The organism is Sphingobium sp. L-44, assembly GCF_056859495.1.
On the sequence record NZ_JBSXOQ010000026.1, the window covers coordinates 32,795 to 49,774 of the forward strand.

Genomic DNA, 16,980 nt, shown 5'->3' on the forward strand with positions numbered 1-16,980 from the left:
TGCGTCTCCCTGGCCCGGCTGGGCGGCGCGACTGTGCAGAAAGCCGGGGGCGGCGGCAAGGGGATGATTGATGCCCGCTGGCCCTGTTTGGTTGTGCATATCATGCACAATGACTGTGCCTTGGGCTCATATTGTTTCGCCACATGGACAGGCGCATAGAGGGTTTGCCTGAAGCTCCAGCAATGCGCGCCCGATCCGGCGTGGCGGGCCGACGCGTCCGGCTTTCATTCCCCCGACCGGCGTCGCCGCCCTGCCTGGCCCCGCCCGATGATGCTGGATGTGCCGCGTGACGCCTGCCCTGCCTCAAGCGCGCTGGATGGCCGATCGCTACGGCGGCCATGACGCGCTGTTCACGCTCAAGGCCTTTCTCGCGGCGATGCTGGCCTATTATATCGCGCTGCGGATCGGGCTGGACCGGCCCTATTGGGCGATCATTACCGCCTATATCGTCGCCCAGCCGCTCGCCGGCGCGGTGTCGTCAAAGGCGATGTTCCGCCTGCTCGGCACCGTCATCGGCGCGGGCGTGGCGATCGTGCTGGTGCCGTTGCTCGGCAATGCCCCCGAACTTCTCTCGCTCGCGCTGGCGCTGTGGCTTGGGCTCTGCACCTTCGTCGCGCTGCTCGACCGGACGCCGCGCGCCTATACCTTCCTGCTGGCGGGCTATACCGCCGGCATCGTCGCCTTCCCGGCGGTCGAGGCGCAGGCGACGATCTTCACCGCCGCCAGCCTGCGCGCGCAGGAAATCGGCATCGGCATCGCCTCGGCCACGCTCGTGCACAGCCTCGTCTTCCCGCGCACCGTGTCGGCTCGCCTCCAGGCGCGGATCGACGCGATCATGATCGATGCCGAACGCTGGTCGCGCGATTCCCTGCGGGTCGACCATGGCGATGCGGTCGTGACCCGCGACCGCCGGCAATTGGCGACCGATATCCACGAACTGCACCAGCTTGCCACCCATTTGCCGTTCGAAAGCAGCGCGCTGCGGCTGAAGGCCGGGGTGCTGCGCGCACTGGAAACGCAGCTTTGCCTGCTGCTTCCGCTGGCCAGCGCGGTAGAGGATCGCTGTCGCCAGTTGCAGCGCGCCGATGCCTTGCCGCCGGCCGTCCATGTCCTGCTGGACGATGTCGTCGCCTGGCTGGGCGCGCCGGACGGGGAAGGGGTCTTGCCTGAAGCGCTGCGCGCCCGCGCTCGTGCCTGCGAGCCCGATTGTCGCTTGCCCTTCGCCTGGCACGCGGCATTGCAGCTCAGCATGCTCGACCGGCTGGCCGAACTGATCGCCGTCCATGCCATCTGCCGCGAGTTGCAGGCGGCGATGGGGGCCGATCGCATCCCCCTGTCACCGCCTGCGCGGGAAGCGATCCGCAACGCCCGCCGCCGCGTCCTGCACCGCGACTATGGCCTGGCGCTGCGCGGCGCGCTGGCGACCAGCCTCACCGTGCTGATCGGCTGCCTGCTATGGATCCTGTCGGCCTGGCCGGCCGGGGCAGGGGCGGTCGTCATCGCCAGCATCATCTGCGCCCTGTTCAGCAATATGGACGATCCCGCGCCCGCCGCCTGGAAAGTGTGGCAGGGCACCTGCTGCGCGGTGCTGGTGGCCGCGCCCTATGCCTTTGCCATCCTGCCGCGCGTGTCCGACTTCCCGGTGCTGGTCGCGGTGCTGGCGCCGGCCTTCCTGCTGGTCGGCGCGATGATGGTACGGCGGCGGCTGGCGGCGATGGCGATCGGCATGATCCTGTCGCTGCCCGGCCTGATGGGCCTCGATGGCTATTATACCGGGCAATTCGACAGTTTCGCCAATGCCGCCATCGCCCAGATGCTGGGCGCCTTGCTCGCGGTCTGGGCGCTCAAGATGGTCCGCACCGTGGGCGCCGAACAATCCGCGCTGCGCCTATTGCGCGCGGGCTGGCGCGATCTTGCCCTGCGCACCGATCCGCGCCAGCAGCCCGACACGGTCAAATGGATCAACACCATGCTCGACCGTATCGGCTTGCTGACCCCGCGCCTTGCCGAACTGGGCAGCGACACCACCGCGCCCTTGCTCGATATCCTGCGCGACACGCGCGTGGGCATGTCGCTCGACGATCTCCACCGCTTCCGGGTGCGCGCCCATGCCCGCGACGACCGGCTGCTCGATGTCGTGCTGGGGCGGGTGCGCCAGCATTTCGATCGGCTTGGCGCCAGGGGGCAGGGTGACCCCGATCCTGCGCTGGTGCGGGCCATCGATACGGCGCTCGCCACGATCGGCCGGAACGGCGCGGTCGATGATCGGCGGCTGGCGCTGCTGGCGCTCACCAGCCTGCGCCGCAACATCGCGCCCGATATTCCGCTCAGTCCGCGTCGGGATCGCGAAAATTCAGCCGCCGCGTGACGGTATAGTCCAGCACGCCGACCAGCAGATAGCTGATCCACTGCTTGATCAGCGTCAGGCCGGTGCGGCTGGCGCGATAGGTTTCCAGCGAAATCTGCCGGCTCTCGCCCGTCCGCTGGGTGATGAAGCCACGCATCGCCTCGGCAAAGCCGGCATCCTCCACCCGCAGCATCAGCTCCAGGTTGAGGAACAGGCTGCGCATGTCGAAATTGGCCGATCCGATATAGACCGCATCGTCGATCACGATCAGCTTCATGTGCAGCTTGCAGGGCTGATATTCATATATCTCGACCCCGCGTCGCAGCAGTGGGCCATAGAGCAGCCGTGCCGCCGCGATCGTCGCGCCATTGTCCGACAGGGCCGGCAGGATCAGGCGCGCGCCCCTGCGCCGGGCGGCGCGGGCGATCCGCTTCATCATGCCCCGGCCGGGCGAGAAATAGGCCTCGACCATGTCCAGCCGCTGCGCCCGGTCCATGTCATGCTTCACCACCTGCGCCCAGGGGCTCAGCCGCCGTGTCGGCCCGCCGATCAGCCAGCGGAACGGATCGGCCGGATCATGATGCAGCGATGGGTGCCAGTGCCGCACCATCGCGCGCAGCGTGCGGAACCTTTGTCCCTTGCTCGTGACCCAGCGCCATAGCTGGCCATACCAGCGCGCCATCGCCTCGGCCTGCGGCCCTTCCAGCAGCAGCCCCAGGTCGCGCCAGCAATCTTCGGCGGGTATGCCGAAATAGCCATCCTCGACATTGAAGCCGCCGATCATCAGTCTTTTGTCGTCGGCCAGGGCGATCTTCTGATGGTTGCGGATCAGATAGCGGGTCGACCGGCGCGTCCCGAACCGGCCGAAATGGCCGCCCGCCGCGATCAGCGGGGCGAACAGGCTGTCGGGCGTATCGGACGATCCGAAGCCGTCGATCATCAGCGTCACGGCCACGCCGCGCCCCCGCGCCGCCACCAGCCGCTCGCAGATCAGCCGGCCGCTGCCATCGTCGGCGAAGATATAATAATAGAGTTTCAGGCTCGTGCGCGCGCCGTCGATCAGTCTGACCAGCGCATCGCGCAGCGCCGCGCCTTCTTCGATGACGGTCAGTCGGTTGCCGTTCAGCGTGACGCTGATCGGGCTGGTCGGGGCTTCCTGTTGTCGCGACGCCATGGCCCCTTCATGCGCCGCTTTGCCGCGGCGCGCCATGGCTTTATGGGCTTTTCATTGACTCGACAGGCCGCCACTGCTAGGCGCCAAGTTCAAGATTCCCTATTGATTTTTCAGGAGGCCCGATTGGCCCGCGTCACCGTCGAAGATTGCGTCGACAAGGTTACCAACCGTTTCGATCTCGTCCTGCTCGCCGCCCAGCGCGCGCGTGAAATTTCCGGTGGCGCCGAGCTGACGCTTGAGCGTGACCGCGACAAGAATCCGGTCGTCGCCCTGCGCGAAATCGCCGAGGAAACCATTCTGCCCGCCGACCTGCATGATTCGGTCGTTGCGTCGCTGCAGAAGGTCCAGATTGACGATGACGATACGCCCGATGAAATCGGTTCGATCGCCCAGTCGGCGGAGGCCCTGCGCCTGACCGCTGCGGCGCCGCCGCGCAACCAGAATATCGGCGGCGATTACGACGGCTGATTTTCCACTTTCCGGTTTGGAGAGGGAAGGGGTCCGGCCCGCGCAAGCGGGACCGGGCCTCAATGATTCTGGGCACTGGATTCTGTTGCGTTATTTCCAGGCCGTCGCCAGCATCGCGTCGAGCATCTGGGCATAGGACCAGCCATCGGCCCGCGCGGCGATCGCCGACAGGCAATCCTGGTCTGCGCGGCCCGGCCGGCCCGCACCGGTCATGTTCGGCTTCATGTTGAGGTCGAACAGCTTGAACCGGCCGCTGGCATCGGCGCGGCAGTCGATGCGGATCACCGCGCGCGATTCCACCAGCGCCGCCGCCTGCACACAGGCATCCAGCATCGCCAGCACCGGCGCCTCCGTCATCTGTTCCGGGCCGATCGCGACGCTGTTCTGCGTCACCGCGACATCGCCATTATAGGGGGCGACACCGTCTTTCTGGTCGAAGCGCAGCACCGGGCGCAGCGCGAAATGGCGATCGCCCTTTTCGCCTGACGGGCGCGGCGCGGCGGGCGGCAGGACGGTGATGGTCATTTCCTCGCCGTCCAGAAATTCCTCGACCATCAGCAGCGTGCCGAACTTGCCCTCATCGATCAGACTGCGGGCCGCGGCGTTCAGCGCATCACCATCGCGCACCAGCGTCACGCCCTGGCTGCCCCGGCCGCGCACGGGCTTCACGATCAGCGGGAAGGGGATGGCCAGATCGGCCAGAACCTGCCTGACATCGGCCAGCGCATGCACGCCTTCGCTCGGCCGATCAGCCAGCAAAAAGCCGCGCGCCACCGGCAAGCCGGCCTGTTCCAGCATCCGATTGGTGGCGAACTTGTCGTCGAACTTCTGCGTGGCAGCCGGCGTCTGGCCGACGATCGCGACCTGACCCATCACGGCCTCGATCGGATGCCCCTCGAACAGCACGCTATTGGCCCAGATCGTGTCGGCGCCCGCCGCGATCGCGGCTGCTATCCCGTCGGCCGTGTCGGGGAATACCCATTGCATCGCCTGCGCCGGATCGGGCGCGGGCACCGGCGTTACCACCGTGCGGCCCAGCCCCTTCAATGCAAAGCCGATATCGGCCCCACCGTCGGAATAGCCGCCGGGCTTGGCATCCTTGCGCAGCCCGTCGATCACCGGCGGCGGCAGCGCCTGGTAGAGCAGGGCGACCGCCGGCCCGCTCATGCCACCACCTCCGGCAGGCGCCAGTCGATCGCACCGCGCCCCTTGGCCTCCAGAAAGTCATTGGCCTGTGAGAAATGGCGGCAGCCCAGAAAGCCGTTATGCGCCGACAGTGGCGAAGGATGGGCGGCCTTCAGCACCAGATGGCGCCCGGAATCGACGAAGCCGGCCTTGCGCTGGGCATAGGCGCCCCACAGCAGGAACACGACCGGCTCCTCCTTCTGCGCCACCAGCCGGACGATCGCGTCGGTGAATGTCTCCCATCCCTTGCCCTGGTGCGACGCGGCGCGGCCCATCTCGACCGTCAGCACGCTGTTGAGCAGCAGCACGCCCTGCCGCGCCCAATGCTCCAGGAAGCCGTGCCGCGCGCGCGGCAGGCCGAGGTCGCTTTCCAGTTCCTTGTAGATATTGACCAGCGAGGGCGGCGTCCGCACGCCGGGCTGGACCGAAAAGCACAGGCCATGCGCCTGGCCCTCGCCATGATAGGGGTCTTGCCCCAGCACCACCACCTTCACCTGGTCCAGCGGGGTCAGGTCCAGTGCCCGAAAATATTCATTCCCCTTGGGGAAAATGCGCTTGCCCACCGCCTTTTCCGCTTCGATGAACTGTTTCAGGCCCTGCATATGGGGGCTGGCGAACTGGTCACGCAGCGGCGCGCGCCAGCTTTCGTGCAGCTTGATGGTGTCGTTCATGGCCGGCGTGATGAACCCCCGGCATGCCTGCGTCAACCGCGGGAAAAGCCGATCAAATATCTTGCCACCCGACCCATGATGGGCGACAGACGGACCATGCCGTCTCTCCGTCAAATTGGCGCCAGCTGCGCCGCCCTTGGCCTGTTCTTTGCGCCCTTGCCGAGCGCCGATGCCTTCGGTCCGCCGCCCCGGCCACAGGTGCTGCTGACGGCGGAGGCGCATCTCCTGGCCGAATTTGACCGCTTCGCCGCTTTGTCGGACGGCACGGTTGGCGTCGCGGTGCAGGATCTGCAGACCGGCGAGGTCCAGTCGCGCAATGGCGACACGCTCTTCCCCATGGCCAGCGCCTACAAGGTCGCGGTCGCGGGCCGTATCCTCTCGCTGGTCGATGCTGGCAGCCTGAAGCTCGACGACCGGCTCGCGCTCGATCCCGCGCTGGCGAGCGAGGGCGGCATCGCCTGGATGTTCTCGCGCCCCGGCGCGACCCTGCCGGTCAGCCAGTTGCTCGACCTGATGCTGACGCGCAGCGACAATAATGCGACCGACGTGCTGGTCGCCCGCGCCGGCGGGCCGAAGGCGGTCAGCGATTTCGTTGCCGGCCTTGGCATCCATGGCCTGCGCGTCGACAGCGATACCGCGCATCTTCTCTACCGCGCCATGGGCATCAATCCCCAGTCCGGCACCTTCCAGCAGAATGCCGGCGCCGCCCGTCGCGCCGATCCGATGATCCAGCGGCGCGACGTGCGCGACCTGCCGAACATGGACTTCATGCTCGATCCGCGCGACACGGCGACGCCGCTGGCGATGAACCAGCTTCTGGTTGCCTATGAATCGGGCAAGGCATTGAAGCCGGAAAGCACGCAACTGCTCTTCACCATCATGGGCCATTGCCAGACCGGCAAGCTGCGCCTGTCGGGCATGTTGCCGCCCGGCACCCCGGTCGCGCACAAGACCGGGTCGCTCAACGGCGTCGGCAATGATGTCGGCATCATCGGCCTGCCCGATGGCCGCCGCTTCGCCATCACCGTCTTCGTGATGAAGGACAGCCGGGGTCATGTCTCGCGCGACCAGATCATGGCCCAGGCCGCCCGCGCGGCCTATGATTATTTCCTCTTTGCGCCCAAGCGGCGCGTGGCGCTTAACAAGTTGAACGTCCACGTATAAAAGATGGGGCATAACAGAGAGGATGCCCCTTATGACCCAGATCACCCGGTTCCGGGACTTCTGGCCCTATTATCTGCAGGAACATGCCCGGCCCGCGACGCGCGCCATGCATTATGCCGGGACCAGCCTGGTGGTCGGTATCGCGGCCACGGCGGCCATTACGGGTCGATGGTGGCTGGCCGCCGCGCTGCCGGTCGCCGGCTATGGCTTCGCCTGGGTCAGCCATATGCTGATCGAGCGCAATCGCCCCGCCACCTTCCGCTATCCGCTCTGGTCGCTGCGCGCCGATTTCGTGATGCTCCAGCGCTTCCTGACCGGCCATATGCGCCGCGATCTGGCCCGTGCCGGCATCCGCGCCGACGGCACGGTCGATCCGCAGCGTCGCATTCGAGGGTGAGAGTCCGATTGAGGAGGCCAGTTCCAGCCCGCTCCCCCGCCCAGCCACCCGACAGGATGATACTGGGGCGGGTGGTTGGGCGGGGGAACAGGCTCTAGCCACCGCGCAAGCGCTTGATTCCCGCCGCCGCTCTGTCACAAGAGGGGCGCGATGGGGCTCACCGCGACATTCTCCCTGCCGACCGACCGGTCGGCGCTGGCCGCCCGCTGGCAGGCGCTGGAGGCGCGCAGCGATGCGTCCTTCTTCCAGCGCTGGACCTGGGTGGGGGCCTGGCTCGACAGCTATGGCGTGCGGCCCGAACTGCTCGCCGTCACCGATAAAAACGGACAGGATGTCGCGCTGGCGCTGGTCGGCCATGCGATGCGCCCGCGCCTGCTCGGCCCGGTGGCGACGCTCAGCCTCAACCAGTCGGGCGACCCGGCGATCGACCGGCCATATGTCGAATATAATGGCCTGCTCGCCGCGCACGGGCAGGAGGCGGCGGCCGTCGCTGCCGCGATCGACGCCATCGCCCGGCGCCGTGACTGGCGCGTGTTGCGGCTGAGCGGCATCGCCCCGGATTCGCCGCTGCTTGGCCTGCCGGCCCGGCGGAAATTGCGGGTCGATGCCTCGCCCGTCTATCAGGTCGATCTCGACGCCGTGCGCGCCGCCGACGGCGACTATCTTTCGCTGCTCAGCAGCAATACGCGCAGCCAGATCCGCCGCGCGATGAAGGATCATGGCGGGCCGCTGCCCGACGTCACGGTCGGCACGCTGGATGACATCGCCCCCTGGCTGGATGAGATGGCCGGGCTCAACATGGGGCGCCATGCCGACAATGCCTGGGACGATCAGGGCTTTCGCCAGTTCGTCGCGACCATCGCGGCGCGGGGCCTGCCGTCGGGCGCGGTCGAACTGCTGCGTTTCACCGATGCCGGCGGCGTGGTCGGCCTGCTGGTCAATTTCGTGCAGGACGGGCAGGCGATGAACTATCAGTCCGCCTTCGCCCAGCCACGCACCGCCAAGGACAAGCCGGGCCTGCTCTGTCACGCCGCTGCCGTCGGCCATTATGCCGCGCAGGATTTCCGGCTCTATTCGCTGCTCGCCGGCAAGGATCGCTACAGGCAGAGCCTCTCCACGCGCGAGGAAGCGCTGGAATGGTGGCATGTCGAGCGTTTTAGTCCCCGGCTGGAGGCCGAGGCACTGGCGCGCAGGATTCTTAAACGCCCAGCTTCCGCATGACGCGATAGACGAAGCGGCGAATGCCCTGTTGCTCGGGGCGTTTGCTCACCGCGCCGGTCGGCAGGCCGCGCTTGCGCAGCAATGCGTTGAAACTGTGCAGTTCGCCCTCCGCCACGCTGCGTTCGGACCGCCAGGTGATCGACAGGCTGATCGATACGGCTGGGCCATTTTCCACGAAATGCGGCGCCTTGACCGGCACATGCACGGCCTCGCCGGGCGCAAGCGGGAAGGGGGTGCCGCGCGCCTTGAACCCGTCCTGCCAGATCAGGTTGCGATGGCCGCCATTGTGAAATTCCTCGCTCTTGCGCGCCGGCACCAGTTCCTCGTCGCGCGCCGGGAACACGGTCATCACCTTGGTCCCCATGATCTGCAGCAGGATATTATGCTCCGGGTCCATGTGGAACGGGGTGACGCTGCCGGGGGAGGTCAGGAAGATGAACGCCTCGCGGTGCAGCATCGGCCCGGTGCTGCGCGCGACGATCGGCTCCAGCTCCGCCAGCGCCGCGTCCAGCAACGCGCCATAGGCCGGGTCGCGCTCGACATTCTTGAGCACCGCCCAGCTGCCATTGCTCTCGATCGTGCGGATCGTCTCGCCCAGGCTCAGACCATTGGATGGCGTATCCTCCGGCCGCACGCCCAGCGGCAGCTTGCCGAGATTATATTCGACCGCGCTCGCCGGCATCCGCTCGGCCAGCGTCGCGAGCGCATCCAGCGTCAGCAACTCATGCCCGACCAGTTGATGCGTCAGCTTGGTTGGCTGGTCGGGATAGGCGGCGGCAAAGGCGGCGCGCGCGCTGTCCGAAAAATGCGGCGCGTCGGTGGCGGGCGCCATCGGGCTATGCACGGTCATTCCTGTCCTTTCATGCGGCTGGCGATCCGTTCGACCCCGCCGGCCAATGCAAAGGCCGCTGCCCGGCGCAGGCGCGTCGCGCCCTTGCCCTGCAGGGCGATACGATATTGCACGATGCTGCGGCGTTCGGCCCACAGGCTGTCGATCATCGGATGATCGGCGGCGGCGCAACTGTCCATCCAGCCGATCGCCGGATCATCCTGCACCGCGTGCAGATTGGCGATCTCGATCAGCACGCCGGGCGAAAAGCGGCCCATTTCCTCGTCAAAGGCGATCTTGAAGGAGAAGGCGCCGTCGCCATGGCGGAAATTGACCAGCATCGCGATCGCCCGGCCATCCAGGTCGATGCGCAGGAAATGCAGCCGTCCCGCAGCAAAGGCCGCGGCGCAGGCGGCACGGAAGAAGGCGATGTCATCCGGCCTGCTCGCCAGTGCGCTGCCCTCTCGCCCCTTCCACCCGGACGCCTCCAGCGCCAGGAAATCGCCACACCAGCGCGCCAGGTCCGTGCCATCGTCCAGCAATCGCTGCTCGACCGTCCCCAATTCCGCCAGCCGCTTCTGCAGGCGGCGGATTTCCTTGCGCTTCTTGGCGCGGACATGGGTTTCCCAATAGGCGTCGGCCGACAGGTCGGATCGCAGCATTGCCCGGTCAAGGCGATGCACCTCGCGCCGGCCGCGCCCTTGTTCGACGCACAGCGCTTCCAGCGCGGCGGCATTGGCGCCGGCCGCGTCCAGCCCGCGCAGGTGCAGGAAATGGGGCGCCCATTCGGCCGCGTCCAGTTGCGCCAGCAGGCTGCGCCACGCCGCCATCTCCTGGCCGCGCCGGATCAGCGGCGCGCCGAAGAAACAATGGTCGTGCATCCAGTTGGCGATGCAGCCGATCGGCAAGCGGCCATGGCGGGCCTGCACCGTCACCGGCAACAGGCCGATCAACTCGCCATCCGCCTGCGCCTCGATCAGGCGCACGTCGCTATGGCTGGTCGGGCCATTGCCGGCCAGATGGTCGATCGCCGCCGCCAGCAGGTCGGGCGCGTAGAAGGCATTGGGTTCGGCCGCATCCGCCGCCAGCGCCGCCCAGCGCGCGCGCGGGTCCGTCAGCGGCAGGCTGTCGGATGGAAAGGGGGGAGATGGGTGCGCTGCCATGTCCATCGCCTCGCCTTAGCCGGGAAAGATTAGGGAATGCCTAAGTATTCCGCCGCATGGAAGCCTGTATCGAACGGCTTATGAGGGAAAGGGCTTTACATCGCGCGTCGGATTGTCTGTGAACGGCCATGGCTCTGGCGGCGACGCGCCTGCCGGCCCGATCAAGGAGGATGACGCTTTGACGATCCTGGTAACCGGCGCGGCCGGCTTCATCGGCATGGCGGTGGCCGACCGGCTGCTGGCCGATGGGCGCGCCGTGATCGGCATCGACAATCTCAACGACTATTATCAGGTCTCGCTCAAGCGCGACCGGATCGCGGCGCTCGAACAGCGCCATGGCAAGCTGTTCACCTTCGCCGAACTGGACTTTGCCGACATGCCGGCGCTTCAGGCGCTGCTCGCCGATCATCCGATCGAGGCGATCGTCCATCTCGGCGCCCAGGCCGGCGTGCGCTATTCGCTGATCAACCCCCATGCCTATGTCCGCTCCAACCTCGCCGGCCATGTGAACATGCTCGAACTGGCGCGGGAACGGCGGGTGCGTCATCTGGTCTACGCCTCTTCCTCGTCCGTCTATGGCGGCAATGAGGTGCTGCCCTTCCGGGTGGAGGATCGCACCGATCATCCGGTCTCCCTCTATGCCGCGACCAAGCGGGCGGACGAGCTGATGAGCGAGACCTATGCCCATCTGTTCCGCGTGCCGATGACGGGACTGCGCTTCTTCACCGTCTATGGTCCCTGGGGCCGGCCCGACATGGCGATGTGGATCTTCACCCAGAAGATCCTCGCCGGCGAGCCGATCCCGGTCTTCAACCATGGCCGGATGCAGCGCGACTTCACCTATATCGACGACATCGTCGCCGGGGTGATCGGCTGCCTTGATTCCCCGCCGGGCGACGACGGCGCGCTCAAGGCGGGCGGCAGCCGGGCGCCGCATCGGCTCTACAATATCGGCAATAACCGGCCCGAGGAACTGATGCACCTGATCGCCGTGCTGGAGGAGGCTGTGGGGCGCAAGGCACAACTCGACTTCCAGCCGATGCAGCCGGGCGACGTGCCGGCGACCTTCGCCGACATCAGTGCGATTGCCCAGGATATCGGCTTTGCGCCCACCACCGGGATCGAGTCGGGCGTACCCCGATTCGTCAGCTGGTATCGCGACTATCATGGCCGATGACTATTTCGGCATGTGTCGAAAGGCGGAAAAGTTCCTCAACTCGCCTCTGATTTGGGGCGTCTCATCGGAAATTTTCGGTAAATTCGCCCGACGCGCAATGCTGCGAGCCTTTTTTGCACTTGCGAAACGCATTGCCATAAGTGCCTGAAACGGCGTAGACAGTTGCCGGGTGCTGATTGAGAAATCGGCTTGGGGTCGCGGAACAAGGGATGGACGTTGCGCTGGTCAAGGCGCATCGACACCGCGGGCGTCAGTCGGAACATATCGGCGACGATGCGCGGAAAAAAGGGCAAGAAGCGTGTCGACAGTTTCGAAGATCGTACCGTTCGGCTCGGGTGTACATATTGTGGAGACAGCGTGCAGCAGTCTCGCCCTGGCAGCCAGGGGGCTCAATACACTCGAAGCCAAATTTTCCGACCGGGAATTTTCCGCTGCCTTTCTGCGGCTCGTCGGAATCATCATCAATGTCCGTGGACGCGTGATCGTTACCGGTATCGGCAAGAGCGGCATCGTCGCGCGCAAGATGACGGCGACGCTGACCTCCACCGGCACGCCGGCGCTGTTCCTGCATCCGGCTGATGCCGGCCATGGCGATCTGGGCATGGTGACCCCGGACGATGTGGTGCTGATGCTGTCCCATTCGGGTGAATCCACCGAACTCGGGCCGATCATCCATTATTGCAAGCGCTTCGGCGTCCCGCTGCTGGCGATGACGGCGCAGGCGCAGAGCACCGTGGCCGAGGCTGCCGATGTCTGCATGCTGATGCCGGCGGTGCGTGAAGCCTGCCCCAATATGCTGGCGCCCACCACATCGACCACCTTGCAGATGGCCTTTGGTGACGCACTGGCGATGTCGCTAATGGAAATGCGCGGCTTTTCGGCCGACGATTTCTACAAATTCCACCCCAATGGCCGTCTCGGGGCGCAGCTCGTCAAGGTGCGCGAACTGATGTCGGCGGGCAGCGACGTGCCGCGGGTGTGTGAGGATTCCTCGCTGCTCGACGCCACGATCGAGATGACCCGTGCGCGTCTTGGCGGCACGGCCATCGTCGACCAGGGTGGCCAGCTGATCGGCGCCTTCACCGATGGCGATCTGCGCCGGGCCGTGACCGGCAAGCAGAATCTGACCGATGCGGTCGGCCGTTTCATGACCGTGACGCCGCAGTCGATCGGTCCCGACGAACTGGCGTCAGAAGCGCTGCGCATCATGCACGATCGCAACATCACCCTGCTGTTCGTGTGCGAGGATGGCGATCTGGTCGGCGCGCTTCACATGCATGATCTGCTGCACGCCGGGGTCGCCTGACCATATTGGTGGTCATTCCGGCGCGGGCGGGGTCGTCCCGCCTGCCGCGCAAGCCGCTGCGCCTCATTGCGGGGCGCAGCCTGCTGCATCGCACGATCGCCATGGCGCGCGCGGCGATCGGCGTGCGCGCCGGCGTCGCTCTGGTCGTCGCCACCGATGATGACGAGATTGCGGCCCATGCGCAGGCCGCCGGCTGCGACGCGGTGATGACCGACAGCGCGATCGCCACCGGCTCGGGCCGCGCGCTCGCTGCCGCCCGCGCGCAGGTCACGCAGCCCGACTTCGTCGTCAATCTCCAGGGGGATTCCCCCTTCCAGCCCAAGGGAGCGCTGGGCGCGGTGATCGAGGCGCTGGATGCCGGCGCGCAGGTCGCGACCCCGGTGATCGGGCTCGACTGGGCCGCGCTCGATGCGCTGCGCGAGCATAAGCAACGCTCGCCCTTCAGCGGCACGACCTGCGCCCGCGGTGCGGATGGCCGGGCGCTCTGGTTCTCCAAGACGATCATTCCCGCCATCCGCGATGAGGACAGGCTGCGCGCAGCCGGTCCCATATCCCCCGTCTGGCGTCATGTCGGCCTTTATGGCTATGCCTATGACGCACTTGTCCGGTTCGAGGCATCGCCGCCCACGGCGCTCGAAAATCTGGAAGGGCTCGAGCAGTTGCGGCTGCTGGAACTGGGCATCGATATCATGACCGTCCCGGTTGATCCGCCCGTTTTCGACAGCAGCGGCATCGATACCGAGGCCGACATCCAGCGGGTCGAGGCGCTGATTGCCGCCCATGGAGACCCGACGCCGGCCCTGTCATGAGCCGGCGCATCTTCGTCATCCGCCACGGCAACACCTTCGCCTCCAGCGCCGATGCGCGCCGGGTCGGGGCCGGCACCGACATTCCGCTGGTCGACAGCGGCATGGCCCAGGCGCAGCGTCTCGCCAGCTATTTCGCGGCCCGGTCGCTGGGCACCGTGCGCCTCTACAGCGGCCCGTTGCAGCGCGCGCGCCAGACCGCAGCGCCGATCGCGGCCGCGCTCGACCATCCGGTCGACGCCATCCTGCCCTGGCTCGACGAGATCGACCATGGCCCGGACGAGGGGCAGCCGGAGGCGGCCGTCGTGGCGCGTCTAGGCGAAGCGGCGATCGCCGCCTGGGACCGGGATGGCATCGTGCCCGATGGCTGGAGCGTCGACGCCCCCGCGCGCATCGCTGCCTGGCGCACCTGGTTCGCCGCAGAAGGGGAGGGGACGGAAATGCTGGTCACCAGCAACGGCGCCGCCCGCTTCGCCCTGCTGGCGCTGGGCCTCGCCCATGGCCAGCTCAAGCTGCGCACTGGGGGCTTTGGCGAACTGGTTGTCGATGCGCCGGGTCAGGTGCGGCTGCTGCGCTGGGACGAGCGCCCCTAGGGATTATTCCCGGCCGATCTCCGCAAAGCCCGCGATTGGCGCTCGCTCTCGTTCGGGCCATTCTGTCCCCGCGCAGAATGTTCGAAAGGGGAAGGCGCTTGGCCATGCAGACCGGATATCATCGCAAGATCGCCTGGCTCGCAGGCCTGGCCGCCATGGCGCCGCTGCCGGCGATCGCGCAGGATGCGGGATCGCCGGCAGCGCCTGCCATCACCTCCGGCCCACCGCCGGCGGGCGGCAGCGACCAGGATCTGGCGCTGCAATTGTCCAACCCGGTCGCCTCGCTGATCAGCGTGCCGTTCCAGGAAAATCTCGACTTCGGCGCCGGGGATGACGGCATCAAGTCGACGCTCAACATCCAGCCGGTGGTGCCGATCAGCGTCGGCAAGGACTGGAACATGATCGTGCGCACCATCGTGCCGGTCGTCGCGCAGAATAGCTATCAGGGACCGGGCACGGATGCCTTCGGCCTTGGCGATATCACCCAGAGCTTCTTCTTCTCGCCCAAGGAGAATAAGGGCATCATCTGGGGCGTGGGGCCCGCCATCCTCTATCCCTCGGCAACCGATCGCTATCTGGGCGGGGACAAGTGGGGCGCCGGCCCGACCGTCGTGCTGCTCAAGCAGATGGGCCAGAACACGGTCGGTTTCCTCGGCAACCATATCTGGTCGATCGCCGGCAAGGACGACCGTTCCGACGTCAGCGCCAGCTTCATGCAGCCCTTCTTCAGCCACACCACGTCCCACGCCACCACCTATGGCATCAATGCCGAAGCGGCCTATGACTGGAAGGGCAAGGACTGGCTGATCCCGGTCAATCTCACCGTCACGCAACTGACCAAGGTCGGCGATCAGGCGGTGCAGGTGGGCCTTGGCGGCAAATATTATGCCGTCTCGCCCGACGGCGGCCCCGAATGGGGCATTCGCATGATCTTCACCCTGCTGTTCCCGAAGAAATAGCGGGCTTCCCAGCCGGCTAAGCCGAGGGCCAGCGTCCCTGGAGCGGAGCAAACAACATTCGGAGCCATGAGACGACTACCCCGGATATGGGACGGCCGCGACATGATGCCAGCTGAATGGGCACGATGGGTGGTTAGCGGAATGGTATCTGTGGTCGCCCCATCGGATGCAAGCGGTAAATTAGGGCATGTTGGCACGTAGTCGGATCCGGTCATCTGTCCGGCCTTGATGAGCAGCGCCATATGCTGCGAGCCAGTATGGGAGTTCACGGACCGGATCCATTTCAGGTTTACGCGCTTGGCTAGTGCCCTGCTATTCTCTGGTTCTTCCGCCCCGTCTCGCCGACTGTTGTGCCATACCCTTCTTCGACCGCCTACGTCCCCGACGCCTCGGACCGCTGCTTTGACATACGCCGCGACCGCTGCCGGAGCTCTGTAACCTTCGTTCTTTGCGAGCAACGCCCAGACCATGCGCGCCATCTTGTTGGCGAGCGCGACCGAGACGAGCATGCGCGGCTTGCGCGCAAGCATCCGCTCCAGCCACGAGCCGGCCGGCGCGCCGAACCGGTAGGCCTGTCGCACTATCGAGCTGACGCCGATGATTAGCAGCCGTCTGATCGTGCGCTCATCCATCTTCGATATGCTGCCGAGCCGTTGTTTGCCGCCGGTCGAGTGCTGATGCGGCGCGAGGCCAAGCCAAGCGGCGAAGTCGCGGCCATTGCGGAAGGTCTCGATCGGCGGTGCTAGCGCGATGATGGCCGTCGCAGCGATGGGGCCGGTCCCCGGGATGGTCATCAGTAGGCGTGCCGCTTCATCCTCCTTGCCACGCCGTGCGATCTCGCGGTCGAGCACAGATATCTGTCTGTCGAGCCCGGCCAACATGTCGACCATGAGCTTGAACATAGGCCGCGCCGCTTCCGGTAGGGGCGAGGCCATCTCATCATCTTCCAGAAGGTTAACCAGCATCGTCATATGCGCGGTGCCGCGCGGCGCGACCCCGCTATACTCCGCCAGATGTCTGCGGATCGCGTTGATCAGCTGGGTGCGCTGACGCACCGCCAGGTCTCGCGTGCGGAACACGAGCCCTGCGGCCTGCTGGAGCTCGCTCTTCACCGCCACGAAGCGCATGCCAGGGCGCTGCGCGGCCTCGCAGATCGCTTCAGCATCGATCGCGTCGTGCTTGTTCCGCTTCACGAACGGCTTGACGTAGGCTGGTGGGATTAAGCGTACCTTATGCCCCATTGTCTGCCGCTGGCGCGCCCAGTGATAGGCGCCACCGCACGCCTCGAGCGCTACCATGCAGGCTGGCTAACCGGCGAAGAAGTCGAGCAGTTTGCCTCTCGTCCGCAATCCACGGTGGGTTCAACGGGTGGCGGCAACACATGCTTGGAAACGCTCTGCGGGCGTTTGATATTCGAGCGTTTTCCTTGGCCGTTCGTTGAGTTGCCGTGCAACGGCACTCAGCTTGGCCTGGCTGTATAGCGACAGATCGGTTCCTCTGGGGAAATACTGTCGCAGCAG

Annotated in this window: 16 protein-coding genes and 2 pseudogenes; 11 read left to right on the forward strand and 7 right to left on the reverse strand. The window is 66.3% G+C overall.

Annotation, left to right across the window (positions count from 1 at the left end; genetic code table 11):
- Positions 1-277 precede the first annotated feature (277 nt).
- A complete protein-coding gene (locus tag AC13EK_RS01335) occupies positions 278-2,368 on the forward strand; it encodes an FUSC family protein (RefSeq protein WP_234792459.1) in 2,091 nt (696 codons plus the stop codon).
- Here AC13EK_RS01335 and AC13EK_RS01340 read toward each other — a convergent pair.
- Positions 2,328-3,557, reverse strand: a complete 1,230-nt coding sequence (locus tag AC13EK_RS01340) for a phospholipase D-like domain-containing protein (RefSeq protein ID WP_069338086.1) — start codon at positions 3,555-3,557, stop codon at positions 2,328-2,330. The genes AC13EK_RS01335 and AC13EK_RS01340 overlap by 41 nt on opposite strands.
- Positions 3,558-3,644: 87 nt before the next feature.
- Between AC13EK_RS01340 and rpoZ the strand changes: the two genes are divergently transcribed.
- Positions 3,645-3,989 (forward strand): DNA-directed RNA polymerase subunit omega, encoded by a 345-nt coding sequence (rpoZ, locus tag AC13EK_RS01345; RefSeq protein ID WP_004208279.1) that lies wholly within the window; start codon positions 3,645-3,647, stop codon positions 3,987-3,989.
- Positions 3,990-4,079: 90 nt separating this feature from the next.
- Here the strand turns inward: rpoZ and AC13EK_RS01350 are convergent, their stop codons facing one another.
- Both AC13EK_RS01350 and ung read right to left on the reverse strand, forming a co-directional pair.
- Complete coding sequence (locus AC13EK_RS01350) at positions 4,080-5,156, reverse strand: D-alanine--D-alanine ligase family protein (RefSeq protein ID WP_069338087.1); 1,077 nt, start codon at positions 5,154-5,156, stop codon at positions 4,080-4,082.
- A complete protein-coding gene (ung, locus tag AC13EK_RS01355) occupies positions 5,153-5,845 on the reverse strand; it encodes a uracil-DNA glycosylase (protein WP_069338088.1) in 693 nt (230 codons plus the stop codon). The genes AC13EK_RS01350 and ung overlap by 4 nt, the downstream gene beginning before the upstream one ends.
- 96 nt (positions 5,846-5,941) lie before the next feature.
- Between ung and bla the strand changes: the two genes are divergently transcribed.
- The 3 genes from bla (at position 5,942) to AC13EK_RS01370 (ending at position 8,627) form a co-directional block, all read left to right on the forward strand.
- The gene (gene bla, locus AC13EK_RS01360; RefSeq protein WP_069338099.1) at positions 5,942-7,009 is read left to right on the forward strand and encodes a class A beta-lactamase; all 1,068 of its coding nucleotides are present in this window, start codon (positions 5,942-5,944) and stop codon (positions 7,007-7,009) included.
- Between the two features lie 31 nt (positions 7,010-7,040).
- Positions 7,041-7,406 (forward strand): Mpo1-like protein, encoded by a 366-nt coding sequence (locus tag AC13EK_RS01365; RefSeq protein ID WP_017498987.1) that lies wholly within the window; start codon positions 7,041-7,043, stop codon positions 7,404-7,406.
- Positions 7,407-7,556: 150 nt separating this feature from the next.
- A complete protein-coding gene (locus AC13EK_RS01370) occupies positions 7,557-8,627 on the forward strand; it encodes a GNAT family N-acetyltransferase (protein ID WP_483021987.1) in 1,071 nt (356 codons plus the stop codon).
- Here AC13EK_RS01370 and AC13EK_RS01375 read toward each other — a convergent pair.
- Complete coding sequence (locus AC13EK_RS01375) at positions 8,605-9,477, reverse strand: cupin domain-containing protein (protein ID WP_069338090.1); 873 nt, start codon at positions 9,475-9,477, stop codon at positions 8,605-8,607. The two genes, AC13EK_RS01370 and AC13EK_RS01375, sit on opposite strands and share 23 nt — an antisense overlap.
- The gene (locus tag AC13EK_RS01380; RefSeq protein WP_069338091.1) at positions 9,474-10,625 is read right to left on the reverse strand and encodes a GNAT family N-acetyltransferase; all 1,152 of its coding nucleotides are present in this window, start codon (positions 10,623-10,625) and stop codon (positions 9,474-9,476) included. Before AC13EK_RS01380 ends, AC13EK_RS01375 begins: the two co-directional genes overlap by 4 nt.
- Positions 10,626-10,797: 172 nt before the next feature.
- On the opposite strand from AC13EK_RS01380, the gene AC13EK_RS01385 reads away from it, so the two are divergent.
- The 6 genes from AC13EK_RS01385 to AC13EK_RS01410 all read left to right on the forward strand — a co-directional run bounded on the left by AC13EK_RS01385 (position 10,798) and on the right by AC13EK_RS01410 (position 15,460).
- The gene (locus AC13EK_RS01385) at positions 10,798-11,796 is read left to right on the forward strand and encodes an NAD-dependent epimerase/dehydratase family protein (RefSeq protein WP_069338100.1); all 999 of its coding nucleotides are present in this window, start codon (positions 10,798-10,800) and stop codon (positions 11,794-11,796) included.
- A complete protein-coding gene (locus AC13EK_RS01390) occupies positions 11,786-11,944 on the forward strand; it encodes a hypothetical protein (RefSeq protein WP_483021988.1) in 159 nt (52 codons plus the stop codon). The genes AC13EK_RS01385 and AC13EK_RS01390 overlap by 11 nt, the downstream gene beginning before the upstream one ends.
- Before the next feature lie 150 nt (positions 11,945-12,094).
- A complete protein-coding gene (locus AC13EK_RS01395) occupies positions 12,095-13,102 on the forward strand; it encodes a KpsF/GutQ family sugar-phosphate isomerase (RefSeq protein ID WP_069338092.1) in 1,008 nt (335 codons plus the stop codon).
- Positions 13,103-13,110: 8 nt separating this feature from the next.
- Positions 13,111-13,911: a 3-deoxy-manno-octulosonate cytidylyltransferase gene (locus AC13EK_RS01400; RefSeq protein WP_069338101.1), complete on the forward strand. Its 801-nt coding sequence runs from the start codon at positions 13,111-13,113 to the stop codon at positions 13,909-13,911.
- Complete coding sequence (locus AC13EK_RS01405; RefSeq protein ID WP_069338093.1) at positions 13,908-14,501, forward strand: histidine phosphatase family protein; 594 nt, start codon at positions 13,908-13,910, stop codon at positions 14,499-14,501. Before AC13EK_RS01400 ends, AC13EK_RS01405 begins: the two co-directional genes overlap by 4 nt.
- 104 nt (positions 14,502-14,605) lie before the next feature.
- Positions 14,606-15,460, forward strand: a complete 855-nt coding sequence (locus AC13EK_RS01410) for a hypothetical protein (protein ID WP_069338094.1) — start codon at positions 14,606-14,608, stop codon at positions 15,458-15,460.
- Positions 15,461-15,873: 413 nt separating this feature from the next.
- Here AC13EK_RS01410 and AC13EK_RS01415 read toward each other — a convergent pair.
- Both AC13EK_RS01415 and AC13EK_RS01420 read right to left on the reverse strand, forming a co-directional pair.
- Positions 15,874-16,767 (reverse strand): annotated as a pseudogene (locus AC13EK_RS01415) (IS110 family RNA-guided transposase); the annotation flags it as partial.
- A 54-nt stretch (positions 16,768-16,821) separates the two neighbouring features.
- Positions 16,822-16,980 (reverse strand): annotated as a pseudogene (locus AC13EK_RS01420) (IS30 family transposase); the annotation flags it as partial.

What these genes read in the sequence shown, in the direction of transcription:
- AC13EK_RS01335 (WP_234792459.1), top strand. Translation starts at nt 278, where the DNA reads ATGTGCCGCGTGACGCCTGCCCTGCCTCAAGCGCGCTGGATGGCCGAT.
- AC13EK_RS01340 (WP_069338086.1), bottom strand. Translation starts at nt 3,557, where the DNA reads ATGGCGCGCCGCGGCAAAGCGGCGCATGAAGGGGCCATGGCGTCGCGA.
- AC13EK_RS01350 (WP_069338087.1), bottom strand. Translation starts at nt 5,156, where the DNA reads ATGAGCGGGCCGGCGGTCGCCCTGCTCTACCAGGCGCTGCCGCCGCCG.
- ung (WP_069338088.1), bottom strand. Translation starts at nt 5,845, where the DNA reads ATGAACGACACCATCAAGCTGCACGAAAGCTGGCGCGCGCCGCTGCGT.
- bla (WP_069338099.1), top strand. Translation starts at nt 5,942, where the DNA reads ATGCCGTCTCTCCGTCAAATTGGCGCCAGCTGCGCCGCCCTTGGCCTG.
- AC13EK_RS01365 (WP_017498987.1), top strand. Translation starts at nt 7,041, where the DNA reads ATGACCCAGATCACCCGGTTCCGGGACTTCTGGCCCTATTATCTGCAG.
- AC13EK_RS01370 (WP_483021987.1), top strand. Translation starts at nt 7,557, where the DNA reads ATGGGGCTCACCGCGACATTCTCCCTGCCGACCGACCGGTCGGCGCTG.
- AC13EK_RS01375 (WP_069338090.1), bottom strand. Translation starts at nt 9,477, where the DNA reads ATGACCGTGCATAGCCCGATGGCGCCCGCCACCGACGCGCCGCATTTT.
- AC13EK_RS01380 (WP_069338091.1), bottom strand. Translation starts at nt 10,625, where the DNA reads ATGGACATGGCAGCGCACCCATCTCCCCCCTTTCCATCCGACAGCCTG.
- AC13EK_RS01390 (WP_483021988.1), top strand. Translation starts at nt 11,786, where the DNA reads ATGGCCGATGACTATTTCGGCATGTGTCGAAAGGCGGAAAAGTTCCTC.
- AC13EK_RS01405 (WP_069338093.1), top strand. Translation starts at nt 13,908, where the DNA reads ATGAGCCGGCGCATCTTCGTCATCCGCCACGGCAACACCTTCGCCTCC.
- AC13EK_RS01410 (WP_069338094.1), top strand. Translation starts at nt 14,606, where the DNA reads ATGCAGACCGGATATCATCGCAAGATCGCCTGGCTCGCAGGCCTGGCC.